Source organism: Roseovarius aestuariivivens (genome assembly GCF_004761875.1).
Classification (GTDB): Bacteria; Pseudomonadota; Alphaproteobacteria; order Rhodobacterales; family Rhodobacteraceae; genus Roseovarius; species Roseovarius aestuariivivens.
Genome location: NZ_SJEY01000008.1, coordinates 57746 through 73681 on the forward strand (window position 1 = coordinate 57746; position 15936 = coordinate 73681).

Here is a 15936-nt window from a genome sequence, read left to right on the forward strand (position 1 = left end):
AGGATGGACTGGGCGCGCGACCTGAAGGATTGGCCCCTCAACCATCTATCGCGCCGCATCCGCCATCGCCCGCACGACTGGCACGTGCAGGAAACGGGCAAGGGCGCAACGATCCTTTTGCTGCACGGGGCCGGCGCGACGACCCATAGCTGGCGGGACGTTATCCCGACCTTGGCCACCCATCACCACGTGGTCGCGGTTGACCTCCCCGGTCACGGCTTCACCCGGCCCGGCAGCCGGAACCGGTTCGGCCTTGCCAAAACGTCGGAAGACATCGCCGAACTTTGCGCCGCGCAGGGCTGGCAACCATCGGCTATCGTGGGCCACTCGGCTGGGGGTGCAGTGGCGCTAGATCTGTCGACGCGCCTGACCACGCCGGACGGCGGACCGCCGCGGCTCGTCGGGATAAACGCCGCGCTTGATCGCTTCGAGGGTGTGGCCAGCTGGCTTTTTCCGGCGTTGGCCAAAATGCTCGCGCTCAATCCGCTGACGTCCTACGCCTTCGCCATGGGCGGCGCGCGGCCGGATCGGGCACGCAACGTGATCCGCTCGACCGGTTCAAACCTTTCTGACGAGGCGCTCGGCTACTACGCCCGGCTTTTATCGGATCGCGAGCATATCGACGGCACGTTGCAGATGATGGCTAACTGGAACACCGATGCGCTCTGGGACAAAATGGCCGAAATCGACACGCCCTGCCTTCTGATCACGGGCGAATGCGACAAGGCCGTGCCGCCAGAAGTGTCGACCCGCGCAGCCCGTGAACTTCCGCAGGGCCGGGTGCATCAATTGTCCGGGCTTGGGCATTTGGCGCATGAGGAAGACCCGGACGCGCTATCAGGCCTCATACTCGATTTCTGTGATGCGACGGGCCGTTAACGCGCGGCGGGCTGCACTTTCCGGCTGTAGGCTTGGGTCATACGGTCTGCAATCATGGCGATGATCGCCATGCCGATCCCGGCGATCATTCCAGTGCCAAAATCGCCGTTGCTGAGGCCGATATAGACACGTTGTCCCAATCCGTTCGTGCCGACCAGCGCCGCGATCACAAGCATCGCGATGCCGTACATGATCGTCTGGTTCAGACCCAGCATCAACTGCGGCGCAGCCAGCGGCAGGCGCACCCGCCACAGGATCTGCCATCGCGTCGCGCCCGAGGCCTTCGCGGCCTCGATCACTTCGGGTGAGATGTTGCGCAATCCATGTTCGGCATAACGGATCGCCGGCACGATGGCATAAGAGATAATCGCCAGAAGCGCCGTGAAATCGCCGAGTTTGAAGATCATGACGAACGGGATCAGCAGCACGAAAGGCGGCATCGTCTGAAGCGTATCGTTGATGGGGCGCAGGACTGCCGAGAAAGTCTCGTTTTCCGATGCGAGGATACCAAGGACAGTTCCTAACATGAAGGACAAGACAACTGCGATCCCGCAAAGGTAAAGCGACAGCATCGCTTGCGGCCAGACACCGACCAGCAAGAGAAAAGCCATGCCCAACCCTGCACCGAGCGCAAGACGCATGCCTCCGGCCTGCCACGCGAGCAAGATCAGAACGCCCATGACCGACGGCCAAGGAAGCCGTGTCAGACCAAAGTAAAACAGGATTGCCAAGCCCGCGACGAGAAGCGCAACATTGATACGCCCGCAGAACCACAGCCAACCGGCCAAGGCAAGCGCCAGTCCAGCGTATCCCATCTTGAGGGAGGGTGTGAGCGCAAAACCCCAGGAAAACGGACTTACGGTCTGTTCCAGCCCCATTTTCACGGGCAGCATGATGTAAAAGAGCGAGAGGGTTTTGATCGACTTGATCGTGTCGGCATATTCGACAAGCACGAAAGTCAGCCAATTATTGAGCATCTGCGCCGGATAAACCTCCCACGCTTCCGGGTACCTCTGCAGGAAAGGAAAGGTGCGGGACAATAGCAGGATGGCTAGCGTCATCCCAACCGCGATGATCCAGTAGCGGTAGCGTGCCCACAGACCTTCGGGCGCATCACCGGGGGTCTGCGCTGTCGCCACGCGGGCGGTCATTCGGTCCATCACCATTGCCATGAGTGCGATCACAATGCCGGCAAGGATGCTTTCGCCGAATTCCGCCTTGCGCATGGTCGAAAGAACCTCCCAGCCGATATCGGCCGTTCCACCGATGATCGATGCGATGATCACCATCGAAAAGGCCGCCATCATCGTCTGGTTGATGCCCAAAAGGATCTGCTGCAGAGCGCTTGGCACGCGCACACGCCAGAACATTTGTGAAGGCGACGCGCCGGCCATCATGCCAGCCTCGATGACCTCGGGGTCTACCCGGCGCAAGCCAAGCGTTGTGTTGCGCACCATCGGCGGCACCGCATAAAGGATCGAGGCGATGAGGCCCACCACGGGCCCGAACCCGAACAATAGAAGGATCGGCAAAAGATAGGCGAAAACCGGGATTGTCTGCAGTACATCCATGGTCGGGGACACGATGTGGTCGGCACGCGCGGAGTAATAGGCCGCAGTCCCAATGAAAAACCCGATAACGACAGCCATCGGCACGGACATCACCACCAGTGACAACGAGTTCATCGATTCCGGCCAGTAGCCGATCAGCACCATGTAGAACGTGGCCAACGCGGTGAATAGTGCCAGTTTCCATCCCGAGACGGCGAAGGAGGCCAGCGCCAGAAGGCTGATCGTCAGCGCCCAAGGCATCCATTGCAGAAGCCCCCGGATCCAACCCATCGGCACAGACATTGCCGCAGAGACCCCACGGAAGAACGAGCCGGTTTGCGCTACGACCACGTCCATACCGGCATTGAACCAGTCGGTCATAGGAAGCACCCAGGCGTCGGGGAAAACCATCAGCGCGTCCAAACTGTCGCGCGCACCGAGCACAGCCAGCGTCAGCCCGATCAATGCGATCCAGGCCCAGTGCTGGCGTGCCCCCTCTTGACCGAGTTTCATGTCCCGGCCTGCCCGATCGTGTCCGCGCTCTGGCCCGAATGGCGGGCAAGAGCGGCGATCACGCTTTGCGCTGTGACCAAGCCGAGGGGAGCGCCATCACTCTCGGCGATCAATCCGTCGGGATGTTCGGCCAGCATCGGCAGGAGGGTTTCTACAGGCGTTTCCGCCGCAACCCGCTTAAGCCCGTCATCCCTTTGTCCTTTGGCATCGGCGACCTCTGCTGCGGTCAGTACCCGCGCAAGCGGCACGTCATTGGTGAATTCGGCCACGTAGTCATTCACGGGGTTTGTAATGAGTTCTGCCGGGGTGCCGGTCTGAACCACTTGCCCACCGCGCATGATCATCATGCGGTCGGCAACACGCAGAGCCTCAAGGAAATCATGCGTAATGAACACGATGGATTTTTGCAGATCGTTCTGGATCCGCAGGAATTCGTCCTGCATTTGCCGACGGATCAGCGGATCGAGCGCCGAAAACGGCTCGTCGAGAAGCCAAAGGTCGGGATCCACGGCAAGAGATCTGGCGATGCCGACGCGCTGCTGCTGTCCACCCGAGAGCTGATGCGGATAGCTTTTTTCACGGCCGCGCAGGCCCACAAGGTCAATGACATTGTCCACCTGCGCGCGAATGTCAGCCTTGCTTTCCCCCTGCAGACTCAGGGGGAAGGCGACGTTGTCGTAGACGGAAAGATGAGGCATCAATCCGAAGTTCTGGAACACCATGCCGATCTTGTGGCGCCTGATCTTGATCATCTCCTTCGCCGATTTCGCCAGCAGATCGTCGCCGTTCAGCGTAATGCGACCGTGGGTCGGCTCCACCAGACGCGACAGGCAGCGCACCACCGTTGACTTGCCCGAGCCGGAAAGCCCCATGATGACGAATATCTCACCCACGCGCAGGTCAAAGCTAACATCTGCGGCCGCCGGTATAGCGCCATCGTCCCGGATACGCCGAACCAGCGTCGCGGGGTCTGCGACGTCTTCGTCCTTAGAAAAATATCGCTCGGGATTCTTGCCGTAGACCTTCCAGATGTTTCGGCAGGACAGACGAATGTCCGAACCATCGGCGGCGCCGGGATGGGACTTGGTCATCGGTGACGGTCTTTCGCGCAAGGGCGGTCTGGCCAAGGCAAAAGGGTCGCCTCGGCCGAGTACTTGATCAGGATTATTTCTTCGCGGCCATGCCCGCCTCGACCCAAGGAGACCAGACCGCCTCGTTCGCGTCGATCCACTCCGCAACGACCTCCTCGAGGTCCCGGCCTTTCTGGTCAATCTCCAGCATCAGCGCGTTTTGCGTGTCGTTGTCAATCTCAATAGCCTGGTAGAGCGCGAAGGCACCGGGATAGTTTTTCTTGAAGCTTATATTGGCGATCTTGTCGATCGAGGCCTGCTGAAAACCGCAAGCGTCCCCGCGCGTCTGGCCTTCCTCCTCGACGCATTCACCGTCGGCGGGGTCCCACGCGACCCAGTTGAATTCTTCCTCGGCAAAAAGCCAATGCGGCTGCCAGAACATCATCAGAAGCGGGTCCTTGGTTGCCACAGCGGATTTCACCTCGGCGATCATCGCGCCTTCGGAACCACCCGCAACGGGTTCGAACGGTAGATCGATCTGCGCCACGACGTCCTTTGAGCGTGTGCCCCAATCCGCCGGATAGGTGATCAGTCGGCCCTTGGGAAAGGTATCGGCGGCGGCAAAAGCCTGCGCGCAATCGTAAAGCGCCTCGTAGGCCGGCAGGCCGGGGCACATTTCTTCCATGTAGGGTGGATAAATCCACCCCTCCTGAGGCTTGAGACCCAGCTGTCCCAAGACGAGGATATCGCCACTTTCGACCGCTTTGGGATAGATCTCTCCCACGTTGTTGGTCCAGACCTCGGGCTGCACGTGCAAATCGCCATTGGCAAGAGCGATGAATTGCGGGACGGCGCCGGCTGTAACGTATTCCACCTCATACCCAGCTTTCTTGAACAGGCTGCCGGTTATGTAGGCCGATATGTGCTGGCCGGTCCATTCGTTGATGGGAATTCGGATCGGATCACTGCTGTCGGCGCTGGCGCTGAACGCGCTTGCAAGTCCGAGCGCAAGGCCGGCGGCAAGGCTGATACGTGTCGTCATCAAAAGACTTCTCCCGTTGGTCTGTTTCTTATTCGCTGGATTTGTCGAAGCTTACCACCTGCCCCCGTCTATTCAAGCACTGTACCGGGTGCCGCTCGCCAATTGTCTTGCGGGAAGCTAAGCTCGGGCATCAACCGATCCCCTGAGAAAGGCCCTGCATGACCCTTCCGATCGCCGCCACTTGGTACGGTGTACAAAATTTGGACGACGGGGTGACGCGCATTCACGAGCGCCATGTCGCGCACTGGCTTAGGTGCAATATTTGGCATGTGAGAGGCCGGGATCGGGATCTGATTATCGACACCGGTCTTGGCCTGCGCCCCCTGAGCGAGGCGGTCGCGGCGCTGGCCGAGCGACCTGTCATAGCGATCATGACTCACTCACATTTCGACCACTCGGGCGGCCTGCACCAGTTTCAACATCGCTGCGGTCATGCTGCAGAGGCCGGAATCATCGCTTCACCGACCGATGCCAACACCGTTGCCAATACCGGGTTTCTTATCGCCGAGACCTTTACTGCTTCGCCCTTCGAGGATTTCGACCATCGTCGATATCATGTGAAACCGGCCTCGCTGACGGAACACCTCGACGAGGGCGACGTCATCGACCTGGGCGACCGGGTGTTCCGCGTGCTGCACTTGCCGGGCCACTCCCCGGGATCCATCGCGCTTTTCGAAGGCGACACCGGGCTCTTTTTCAGCGGCGATGTTGTCTACGATGGCGCGCTGATCGACGATCTCTACCACTCCGAGCCGGAACTTCTTGCGGCGTCGCATGCGCGTCTGCGAGACCTTCCGGTGCACACGGTGCACGCTGGGCACTTCGCATCCTTTGGGCGCGACAAGATGCTGGAAATACTACATGAGTACGCGGCGGGCGGGCGCCGGCTCGGCGATGCCTCGACGTGGGTCGCAGACGAAATCGCCGGAGGCGGACATGACTAGAACAGCCTATATCAGCGGCGGCTTGGCGGGCATGGGCCTTGAAGTGGCGCGCGCAATGCGGGCCGCCGGACACCGCGTGGCGGTCGGTGGACGGCGCGGCGGGAACGTCGAGGCACAACAGGCGGCACACGAAGCGCTTGGTGAGGACGCTTTCGCGCACGAGCTCGACGTGTGCGATGAGACCTCCGTCGCCAGGTTTTGTCAGAACGCGGCGACCGCGATTGGAGACGCCGATATTCTGGTCAACTGCGCGGGCATAGAGGTTTATCAAACTGTATCGGAGCACGATATCAAAGCGTGGCAACGGGTGATCGATACCAACCTGACGGGCAGTTTCCTGATGATGCGAGAGGTCTTGCCGGGGATGAAGGCACGCGGATGGGGGCGGATCGTGACGATTGCGTCGACAGCGGCCCACACCGCGATGCCCGATCAGGCGGCGTATTGCGCGTCGAAGGCGGGACTTCTTGGGTTATCGCGCGCCGTGGCCTTAGAGGGCGCGCCGCACGGCGTGACGTCGATGACCGTTAGTCCGACCTGGGTGGAAACCGACATGCTACGGGAGTCAGCGTCGATGATGGCCCGAGAAAACGGTACAAGTCTCGCGCAAGAGATCGAGGCACTCGCAAGAAGCAATCCGCAAAATCGCTTGGTTCAACCGCAGGAAGTCGCCGCGTTGATCGCCTTTCTCTGTTCTTCCGATGCGCCGGCCCTGACAATGGAAGATATTCAGATCAATGCGGGCGCACTCTGGTAAGACTAAATGTCAGGCTAGTCTGCGGGTCCGCCACGTCATAACGGCGGGCTCAATCAGACCCGCCGACAGGATCAGGGGCAGGCCCACGGCTTCTCGCAGGCCGAAGCTTTCTTCGGCCCAGATCGCCGCCGTCACCGCCGCGACCACGATCTCTGTCATGAATAGCAATCCCACCACGCCGGGATTGAGCTTTGACGGAGCATAGATTGTCGCCAAACAACTGGGCAGAATGAGGATCACCGCAACCGGAATGAACCAGGCCAGCAAGCCCGTCACCTCCACGACGGCCGGCACAGTTGCGCCGCCCCGCAACGTGGCGAAAAACGCCACGACGCAGGCCACGATGGCCGCGACACCGAGGAAATTCACCGCTTGCGTGGCGATGCGCACCCGTTTTTCAGTCAGGATCAGTGTACAGCCGGCAGCCCAGAACATGCCGGACACCAGACCGAACCAGTCGCCCGCATTTCGAGGCACCGGAAGACCCGTGTCATCGGCAAAGATCACAACCAGACCGACGAGGCCAACCGCTATAGCCAACCAGCGGTACCATGTCATCCGGTCGCCAAGGAACAACCATCCCAGGAAAAAGCCCCAGATCGGCGTCATGTAAAACAGCAGCACTGCACGGACCACGTCGGTGTAAAGCAGCGAGGCCGCGTAAAGAGCGTAAGCCACGCCACCAAGCATGCCCCCCAACAGCGGGCGCAAACCCAGCCTGTAATCGGCGCGCAAATGCCACACCAGCGGCAGCGACATGAGTGCGGGCAGAACTGTGAAAACCACCATGGCCCACGGAGCGTCCAGGCCCGCTTGCTCGATCATGCGTAGGGGCAACCAGAAGATGCCCCAGCAGACGCCCGCGAAAAGGCCTGCCAAAACCGCTCCTTGGGTGCTGTGGGTCAAATGAAATCTCCGTTGGACGTGATGCGCGCGGTGGGACACCCACCGCGCAGTAAATCTCAATCAACCAGTCAGACCAAGCGCTGTCAGGCAGCGCGTTCCGGGATATCCACGAGTTTGCCGCGCGGTATTTCGCACGCCTTGTCGTAAAGCGGCGTTTCGGCCAGCGTTGCGGCATACATCTTGCCGTCATTTCCCTCGACCGTGATTTCGGTTCCCGGACCAGCCTCGGCGCTGTCCATCAGGGCATAGCCGATCCCGTGGCCAAGATACGGCGATGTGGCCCCGGCGGTGATCCGCCCGGCCGGTTTTCCCTGCCATTCCACCCGACCGTTCACGCGCGGTTCCTCGTCCGGGCAGATAATCCCATAAAGACGCCGCCGCTTATCAGCCTTTTCCAGCGCGGCCTTGCCGATAAAGTCGTCCTTGTCCATGGCCACGAACCCCCCAAGTCCCACGTCGTATGGCGTCGTGGTTTCATCGAAGTCGGAATTCGCGTTTAGAATTCCCGCCTCGATCCGGCGAATGTTCATAGAGTCGAGACCGAACATCCGCAGACCATAGGGCGCGCCGGCACGTTCAATGTGTTCCCAAAGTGCTTTGGCATCGTGATGGGGCTCCGTATAGAATTCCCAACCCAGCTCGTTGGTGTAGCCTGTCCGCGTGATCAGAACTCTCTGCCCCCCGAGATCCACCCAGGCGCTTCCGAAGTATCCAAAAGGTTCAGGCACCCCGTCCTTGGCCGCCATCTTCAGAATTTCCATTGCCGAGGGTCCCTGGATCTGGCTGACGTTTACGTGCGGGTCGAGAATCTGGACATCCATGCCTTTGGCATGCGCACGTGCCCAGTTGACGAAATCGCCATCGGCCTGTGCATACCAAAACCGGTCCTCTGCCAGCCTTACGAAGACTCCATCGACGATCAGCCCGCCATGATCGAAACAGGCGATCCCGTAGCCGCAGCGGCCGACGCGGACTTTGGAAATATTATTGACGAATAGAAGGCTCATCAGTTTCTCGGCGTCCGGTCCGACGAATTCGATCGGCCATTCGCCAGTGTGGAGACACGCCGCCTTGGTCCGCAAAAGCCAATACCCCTCGTCCGTCGGAAGGTCGTCCATGTAAACGCACATCAGGCGGCGGTTGTAGACGCAGTAATGCGGACCATGCCGCGCCTCGATGGCGTGGTAAGCATGACGGTTGAGGTTGAAGTCCCAGCCTGCGCCAGGGCGCGAGGTAACCAGGTCGCGTGTTTGTCCGTCGCTAGATCGCATCATGTGCCGGCCTCCACATCAAGATTTGCGCCGAGGGCATCAGCCACAAGTTTCTGGAAATGGTGCACCGCGTGTTCGCTCAATTCGGTCTTTCCCGCGTCCACGACGAAACGGCCCTGATTGTAGCCCGAGGATTTCAGCCCCTTCTGCACGCTTTCACAAAGCCCGATATCCTCGGGTTGCAGCACGTCGATCTGGTAGTTGATCGCATCGCGCAACTGATCGGTGACGACGCCGTCCTTCACGAACCAGTCCTGGTACTCCACGCAAGCCTCAGGCGCGGTCGGGTTCATCTGGAGAACCGAAAGATTGGCCTCACCAGGATAGGCCCAGATGGTGAAGTTCGGCCACACGTACCAACCTGCATAGCCGAAATCGACATCGCCCGGCTTGAAGGAATAGGCGCGGTTGCTTAGTGACTTGGGGTTGCCTGCACACTGGCTGGAATAAAGCCCGCATGTCACGGTGCGGTAGGTATCCATATCGACAAGATCAACGAAGTCCTTGTGCGCAGGATGGCAGTGGTAACACTCGAGGAAGTTGTCAACGAGCACCTTCCAGTTCGCCTCGACCTCGTACGTGTCGCGCTGCGCGAATTGCAAATCATCGACCGAAGGCACGTAATGCCGGATTTCCTTCTCCAGCTCGCCCATCTGCTCGGCAAAAGGCGTCGCGTCAGGATCCAGATTGACGAGAACAAGGCCGCAGAACACTTCTACCCTGACTTCCTTCAGCGAAAAATCTGACTTGTCGAAGCCCTTGACTGTCTGGGTGTTGCGCGCGGATTTGAGTGTACCGTCAAAGTCGAAAGCCCAGGCATGGTAGGGGCAAGTGATCACGTTCTTTCGACCCGTCCCGCTGACAAGTTCGTGCCCGCGATGGGGACACACGTTGTAGAACGCCTTTAGGTCGCCCTGCCGCGTCCGGGCGACGAAAATATTCTGCTCGTGGATCCTTACCGTCAAAAAACATCCCGGCTCGGCTACCTGACTTACATGGCCGGCGTAGTTCCAGCTGCGGTAGAAAATTGTGTCCTTCTCCAGAGCCCAGATTTCCGGGTCGTGGTAGAACCTCGCAGGCAGTGTGTAGGACTCGGCCGGGTCCGCGCGGAACGGGGCATCATCGGGCATAAGGTTTAGAATCGGTTTGGTCATAGCGGCACTCCCTCGGCTCATGCTTGACAGGAAACACCATTAACCTGATTTATGACAAACGCTGTTTTCTGGGGGTTTTGAGGAACAATTTCTTATGCAAAGGCTTTCTCTACCCCCTCTAGACCTTTTGCAGCCATTCGAGGCCTCGGCCCGGCTTGGCAGCTTTACTCGCGCCGCAGAGGAACTTTCCGTCACGCAATCCGCGATCTCTCAACGCGTGCGCAAGCTTGAAGATCTAATGGGAATTGAGCTTTTCGAACGCCATCACAGGAAGATCGTACTCACGGCGCAGGGACGTGAGCTTCTGAACGGGGTTCGGGCGGCTTTACAGCACCTTAGCGCAGCAACCAATAGCCTGCGCCTTGGCGAAGACCGACCCAATGTGCGGCTGTCGGCGGATGTTTCAATGGCGCATTTCTGGCTTCTGGAACGGCTGCAACCACGCTTGGCCGACGGCACGCCGGTGACCATAGACTTGACCGTCACCGATGATGAGGCAGAGCTACTGGCGGCCGATATCGCCTTGATGCACGGAGGCGGAACATGGCCGGGGTTTCGATCGGCAGAGTTATTCCGAGACGAAGTATTTCCGGTCTGCACGCCAGCGTACCAGGCGAAAAGCCGTATCGAGACACCCCAAGACCTCTTGCGGTGCGAATTGATCGATCTCGACTACATTCACTGGAATTGGATGAACTGGGGAATCTGGCTGACGGAGGCCGGTGTAGACGCCACCCGCGCGCCGATTTGCCTGCGCACCAACAGCTACACCGCGCTGCTCGATGCGGCGCGGCGCGGGCTAGGCGTGACGTTGGGTTGGGCCGGCCTCGTGGACGAAGACCTACAGGCCGGACGTCTGATACGCCCGCTTGAAAACAGCGTCCGAAGCGCATTCGGTTATTATCTGCTACTTCGGGATGGTGCGCCGCCCGCCGCGCGCGACGTGGCCGGACAACTTGCCCCATCCATATTTGGCGCGACATAGCCGCCGGGCACAGCGATGTCGCGACGATCCTGATTGAAGCTTGGGGTGGATTGGTGTTTGCTACAGGCTGATCGATTTCAAGCCAAGGACTACGGTCATGCGCTACCTCGCCCCCACGACCCTCGAAGATGCCGTTCACATGCTTGCCGAGGACCCCGGAGACTGCCGTGTTCTGGCCGGCGGCACGGATTTGCTGGTTCGTTTGCGCTCTGGTCATGCTGAACCCGACAGCATCCTTGACATAAAGCGTATAAACGCCCTGCGAGAGATCACAGGCGAAGAGGGTGGATGGCGCATCGGCGCAGCAGTATCGGGCGCCGAAATGAGGGAACACGAAGGCCTGTGCGCCGACTGGCCAGGCGTTGTCGAGGCCGCGAGCCTTATCGGGTCTACACAGATCCAGGGACGCTGTACCATCGCCGGCAACCTCTGCAATGCCTCTCCCGCCGCTGACAGCGTGCCCGCGATGGTCGCGGCAGGCGCCGTCGCGCGGATTGCGGGACCGAATGGAACCCGCGACGTCGCGGTTGAAGATGTGCCGCAGGGTCCCGGCAAGACCTGTCTGGAAAAGGATGAATTCGTCGCCTCGATTTTTCTGCCCGCCCGCCCAGAGAAGAGTGGTGACGCTTACTTGCGGTTCATCCCGCGGACGGAAATGGATATCGCAGTTGTCGGCTGTGCCGTCTCTCTCACGCTTTCGGACGACGGCACCTGCACCGCCGCCCGCGTTTCGCTGGGTGCCGTCGCCCCAACTGTGATCCTCGTTCCCGAGGCTGCTGCCGCGCTTGAAGGGACCAAGGTCGACGACGGGGCGTTAGAGGCACTTGCCAATGCTTGTACCAAAGCCGCAAACCCTATCGCTGACAAACGCGGCACGGTTGAATTCAGAACCCATGTGGCGGGCGTGCTTGCCCGCCGTGCTGCCAATATCGCCCTGACCAGGGCCGGAGGCTGACCCATGAGCAAAATTCACGTCACCACCAAGATCAACGGCGATCCCGTCGAGTACCTTTGCGAGCCCGACGAAACACTGCTTGATGTGCTTCGGGACAAGCTTGGCATGACCGGTTCTAAGGAAGGCTGCGGCACAGGTGATTGCGGTGCCTGTTCGGTCACGGTGAACGGCCGGCTGGTCTGTTCCTGTCTCGTGTTGGGGGCCGAAGCCGAAGGGACCGAAATCGGCACGATCGAGGGCATGGCGCAGGGCGAGGCACTGCACCCGTTGCAGCAGAAATTCATCGAGCACGCCGCGCTACAGTGCGGGATCTGCACGCCGGGCATTCTTGTCGCGGCGAAGTCCCTGCTGGAAAACAACCCCGACCCGACCGAGGAAGAGACACGCTATTGGCTGGCAGGCAACCTTTGTCGTTGCACGGGTTATGACAAGATTATCCGCGCCGTACTGGATGCGGCGGCGGACATGCGGGAGGCCTCGTAATGGCACTGGACAGCAAGACCAGCAACGAAGCAATTCAGTTCAAGGTCGTCGGCACGCGTCCGCTGCGGCCTGACGGCATTGACAAGGTAACCGGCCGCGCAAGGTTCGGAGCCGACATTTCGGCCCCCGGCATGCTGACTGGCCTCGTGCTGCGCAGTCCTCATGCTCATGCGAAGATCAAGAGTATAGACGTCTCCGCCGCCGAGGCGATGGAGGGCGTGCATGCGGTGGTCACGCGGCGTGATTTTCCCTCACTAGAACCCGGTTCCGGGACTGGCGATGTACTCGACAACTGCATGGCGGGCGAAAAAGTGCTCTATGACGGTCATGCAGTGGCAGCCGTTGCAGCCTCGTCCACGCATATCGCACGCAAGGCGCTTAGGGCGATCAAGGTCGAGTACGAAAGGCTCGACCATGTGACCGATGTCGACGAGGCGATCAAGCCCGGCGCACCGGTGTTGCATCCAGGCCGCGCCAATGAAAGCGTACCCGAAGGCTCTTCGCCGAACATCATGGCGCGCTATGAATTCGGCCATGGCGATATTGAGGCGGGCCTAGCGCAAGCCGACCGGGTGCTGGAACGCAGCTACAAAACCGAGGCGACGCATCAAGGGTATATCGAGCCGCACGCCTGTCTTGCGCAGATGGGACCGGATGGGCAGGCGGATCTCTGGTGCTGTACCCAAGGCCACTACATGGTGCGCAACACCTGCGCCGAAATCCTCGGGCTCGCGCAGGGACAGCTGCGTGTAACCGCATCGGAAATCGGCGGCGGATTTGGGGGGAAGACCACCGTTTTTCTTGAACCCGTCGCGCTGATGCTGGCCAAGAAATCGGCACGCCCGGTCAAGATGGTCATGAGCCGTTCGGAAGTTCTGCGCGCGACAGGACCGACCGCATCCAGTTCGGTGGATGTGCGGATCGGCATGACAAAAGAAGGCATCATCACCGGCGCCTTTGCCGAACTGCGGTATCAGGGCGGGGCATATCCCGGCTCGCCAGTCGACATGGGCTCCATGTCGGCTTTCGCGCCTTACGATCTAGAACATGTAAAAACGGTCGGCTGGGACATCGTCACCAACCGGCCCAAGCAGGCCGCTTATCGTGCTCCGGGTGCGCCCATGGCGGCCTTTGCCGTCGAGAGTGCCATCGACGAGTTGGCCAAAGGTTTTGGTCTCGACCCTCTCGAGGTGCGTTTGAAGAATGCCGCACGCGAAGGCACACGTGCCTCCTACGGGCCGACCTACCCGGCCATTGGGCTTGAGGCGACGCTGCGCAAGGCAAAGGACCATCCGCATTGGTCCGCACCTCTTGGTCCCAATCAGGGACGTGGCGTGGCCTGCGGCTTCTGGTTCAACTTTGGCGGTGACACATGCGTTTCGCTGAACGTCACTCCCGACGGGACGGTCACCGTGTCCGAGGGCAACCCCGATATCGGCGGCTCTCGTGCGTCGATGTCGATGATGGCCGCCGAAGAACTGGGCATACCCTATGAGAAGGTCCGCACAATTGTGGCAGACACTGGCAGCCTTGGTCAGAACGAGGTAACCGATGGCAGCCGTGTGACTTTTGCCGTGGGTCTGGCCACGATCAAAGCTGCACGCGCCGCGAAGGCCGAGATGTGCAAGCGCGCCGCGATGGTCTGGGGAATTGACGCCGAGGCGGTCGAATGGAAGGACGGCGCCGCGCATCCGGCAGGCCCCAACGCGGGCACCCACCCGCCAATGACACTGGCCGAGATCGCCGCGATTGCCTCAAACACCGGCGGGCCCATTGCCGGCCATTGCGAGGCCAACCCGGAAGGCGCCGGCGTGAGCTTTGCCACCCATATGGTGGACACCGAGGTGGATCCCGAGACCGGCGCGGTCAAAATCCTGCGTTACACGGTCTTCCAGGACGCGGGCAAGGCGGTGCATCCGGCTTATGTGGAAGGGCAGTTTCAAGGCGGTGCAACGCAGGGCATCGGCTGGGCGTTGAACGAGGAATACATCTATGGCGAGGACGGGATCCTGCAGAATGCCGGGTTCCTCGACTATCGGATCCCCGTCGCCTCGGATTTGCCAATGATCGACACGGTCATTCTGGAAATCCCCAATCCGGGCCACCCCTATGGCGTGCGGGGCGTCGGAGAGACCTCCATCGTGCCGCCGCTCGCGGCGATCGCCAACGCCGTGTCAGAGGCCGCGGGCGTGCGGATGACCGACCTGCCCATGTCGCCACCCAAAGTCCTAAAGTCCATCCAGAACAGCTAGTTACCCCCCCGCGCGCGCCACGGGCCTGACCCGGGGCCTTCCCGCGTTTTGCCGAAAGCACCACGCATGGTTCAGGTCAAGATCTGGGGCTCCTTGAGCCAATTCACCGAGGACCGGCGCGAGGTCGAGATCGAGGCGAAGAACCTGCGCGAACTGCTTGACGGGCTGGCAGAGAGCTATCCCGGGCTGAAGCCGCAGCTGGAGCGGGGCGTGTCGGTGTCCATCGACGGGCGGGTCTATAACGACAGCTGGTTTCAACCCATCGAGGAGGACAGCGAGGTCGTGCTGCTGGCGCGCCTCAAGGGCGGCTGAGGTCTCTGCCGCGCGATTTTGTACAAAATGCAGCAACTTTTCTGGGGCCGTTGTCCATTTTGTACAAAATTTTCGGTGGCGTCCGCGAACTGTATAGGTGCCCCAGATGGAAGATGTCAGGACGCAAGGGCTGAAGATTATGCGACGACTTTCCAGATGGCAGCTCTCCATTCTCACCGTCGCTGACCGCGATACCGTGCTCTGTTCCGACGGCGCCAGAGGCGACAAGACGGTCGCAGCAGCAGGCGGTCGCGCGCACGTCTTGGCCGGAGGTGTGGATGGCGGGTATGTGCCCGGCGGAGTTTGTCCGCGCATCGTAAATACGGTTCGCGCAGAGGTCTGCTTCGAGCCCAAAGCGGAAGTCCTCAGCTTCTATTGCTCGCAGATTCAGCCATAAAATCGACTAGTGAGGTCAGCCGTGATGCAGCAAGATACGCGGACATCCATTCGAATGCAGAGAACTTTCCGGCATCGATGTCCAAGTTGCGGGACAAATCCGAAGTGGTACGACCACGTTTCTCAAAGCGGTTGCGGCTTCTGTTGAATCGAAGGGTATTCACCGCGGGCTTGCTTTCTGATTCGTCCTGTTCAGGAAGGTCAGTCCATGCCCGACCCGCTTTCCGTTGATATTCGTGCCGGTGTTCAACATCTTTTTTGCTGAGGGCCTGTCGGGCCAATGGATCGGTCGCCGCCTGATGATCTCGGCAGCGTCCGCCTCTCCGCTGTCCCGGAAACTCCGGCAATCCGGAACACCGAAGGCTCGGCCTCAAAAATGGTCAGAAACATCCGTCGCCAGACACGACGGCAGGTCAACTGACGGCATGGTGCGCGTAGCTGCCTGAATTTTCCTGTCCCTTGCCATG

The 15936-nt window shown here is 60.3% G+C and carries 15 protein-coding genes; 9 read left to right on the plus strand and 6 right to left on the minus strand.

Annotated features, from left to right (window positions below; translation table 11 throughout):
* Nucleotides 1–3 precede the first annotated feature (3 nt).
* Nucleotides 4–879, plus strand: a complete 876-nt coding sequence (bchO, locus tag EZV60_RS13625) for an alpha/beta fold hydrolase BchO (RefSeq protein WP_135506151.1) — start codon at nt 4–6, stop codon at nt 877–879.
* On the opposite strand, the gene EZV60_RS13630 is transcribed toward bchO, so the two are convergent.
* The 3 genes from EZV60_RS13630 to EZV60_RS13640 all read right to left on the minus strand — a co-directional run bounded on the left by EZV60_RS13630 (nt 876) and on the right by EZV60_RS13640 (nt 5054).
* Nucleotides 876–2942, minus strand: coding sequence for an ABC transporter permease (locus EZV60_RS13630; protein ID WP_135506152.1), 2067 nt, complete (start codon nt 2940–2942; stop codon nt 876–878). The genes bchO and EZV60_RS13630 overlap by 4 nt on opposite strands.
* Nucleotides 2939–4033, minus strand: a complete 1095-nt coding sequence (locus tag EZV60_RS13635; protein ID WP_135506153.1) for a quaternary amine ABC transporter ATP-binding protein — start codon at nt 4031–4033, stop codon at nt 2939–2941. The genes EZV60_RS13630 and EZV60_RS13635 overlap by 4 nt, the downstream gene beginning before the upstream one ends.
* Before the next feature lie 73 nt (nt 4034–4106).
* Nucleotides 4107–5054 (minus strand): ABC transporter substrate-binding protein, encoded by a 948-nt coding sequence (locus tag EZV60_RS13640; protein ID WP_135506154.1) that lies wholly within the window; start codon nt 5052–5054, stop codon nt 4107–4109.
* A 158-nt stretch (nt 5055–5212) separates the two neighbouring features.
* Between EZV60_RS13640 and EZV60_RS13645 the strand changes: the two genes are divergently transcribed.
* Both EZV60_RS13645 and EZV60_RS13650 read left to right on the plus strand, forming a co-directional pair.
* Nucleotides 5213–5998: an MBL fold metallo-hydrolase gene (locus EZV60_RS13645; protein WP_135506155.1), complete on the plus strand. Its 786-nt coding sequence runs from the start codon at nt 5213–5215 to the stop codon at nt 5996–5998.
* Nucleotides 5991–6755: an SDR family NAD(P)-dependent oxidoreductase gene (locus tag EZV60_RS13650; protein WP_135506156.1), complete on the plus strand. Its 765-nt coding sequence runs from the start codon at nt 5991–5993 to the stop codon at nt 6753–6755. Before EZV60_RS13645 ends, EZV60_RS13650 begins: the two co-directional genes overlap by 8 nt.
* 9 nt (nt 6756–6764) lie before the next feature.
* Here EZV60_RS13650 and EZV60_RS13655 read toward each other — a convergent pair whose 3' ends face one another.
* The 3 genes from EZV60_RS13655 to EZV60_RS13665 form a co-directional block, all read right to left on the minus strand.
* Nucleotides 6765–7634 (minus strand): DMT family transporter, encoded by an 870-nt coding sequence (locus EZV60_RS13655; RefSeq protein WP_167853529.1) that lies wholly within the window; start codon nt 7632–7634, stop codon nt 6765–6767.
* A 110-nt stretch (nt 7635–7744) separates the two neighbouring features.
* A complete protein-coding gene (locus tag EZV60_RS13660) occupies nt 7745–8935 on the minus strand; it encodes an aminomethyl transferase family protein (protein ID WP_135506158.1) in 1191 nt (396 codons plus the stop codon).
* Entirely contained in the window at nt 8932–10086 is a 1155-nt protein-coding gene (locus EZV60_RS13665) for an aromatic ring-hydroxylating oxygenase subunit alpha (RefSeq protein ID WP_135506159.1), read from the minus strand. The genes EZV60_RS13660 and EZV60_RS13665 overlap by 4 nt, the downstream gene beginning before the upstream one ends.
* Nucleotides 10087–10180: 94 nt before the next feature.
* On the opposite strand from EZV60_RS13665, the gene EZV60_RS13670 reads away from it, so the two are divergent.
* From EZV60_RS13670 to EZV60_RS13695, 6 genes are all read left to right on the plus strand, one after another.
* Nucleotides 10181–11071, plus strand: a complete 891-nt coding sequence (locus EZV60_RS13670) for a LysR substrate-binding domain-containing protein (protein ID WP_135506160.1) — start codon at nt 10181–10183, stop codon at nt 11069–11071.
* Between the two features lie 97 nt (nt 11072–11168).
* On the plus strand, nt 11169–12026 hold the full coding sequence (locus tag EZV60_RS13675; RefSeq protein ID WP_135506161.1) for an FAD binding domain-containing protein: 858 nt from the start codon (nt 11169–11171) through the stop codon (nt 12024–12026).
* Between the two features lie 3 nt (nt 12027–12029).
* Nucleotides 12030–12509: a (2Fe-2S)-binding protein gene (locus EZV60_RS13680; protein ID WP_135506162.1), complete on the plus strand. Its 480-nt coding sequence runs from the start codon at nt 12030–12032 to the stop codon at nt 12507–12509.
* Nucleotides 12509–14761, plus strand: coding sequence for a xanthine dehydrogenase family protein molybdopterin-binding subunit (locus tag EZV60_RS13685; protein WP_135506163.1), 2253 nt, complete (start codon nt 12509–12511; stop codon nt 14759–14761). The genes EZV60_RS13680 and EZV60_RS13685 overlap by 1 nt, the downstream gene beginning before the upstream one ends.
* Before the next feature lie 66 nt (nt 14762–14827).
* The gene (locus EZV60_RS13690; protein ID WP_135506164.1) at nt 14828–15073 is read left to right on the plus strand and encodes a MoaD/ThiS family protein; all 246 of its coding nucleotides are present in this window, start codon (nt 14828–14830) and stop codon (nt 15071–15073) included.
* A 106-nt stretch (nt 15074–15179) separates the two neighbouring features.
* The gene (locus EZV60_RS13695; RefSeq protein ID WP_135506165.1) at nt 15180–15470 is read left to right on the plus strand and encodes a hypothetical protein; all 291 of its coding nucleotides are present in this window, start codon (nt 15180–15182) and stop codon (nt 15468–15470) included.
* Nucleotides 15471–15936: the final 466 nt, after the last annotated feature.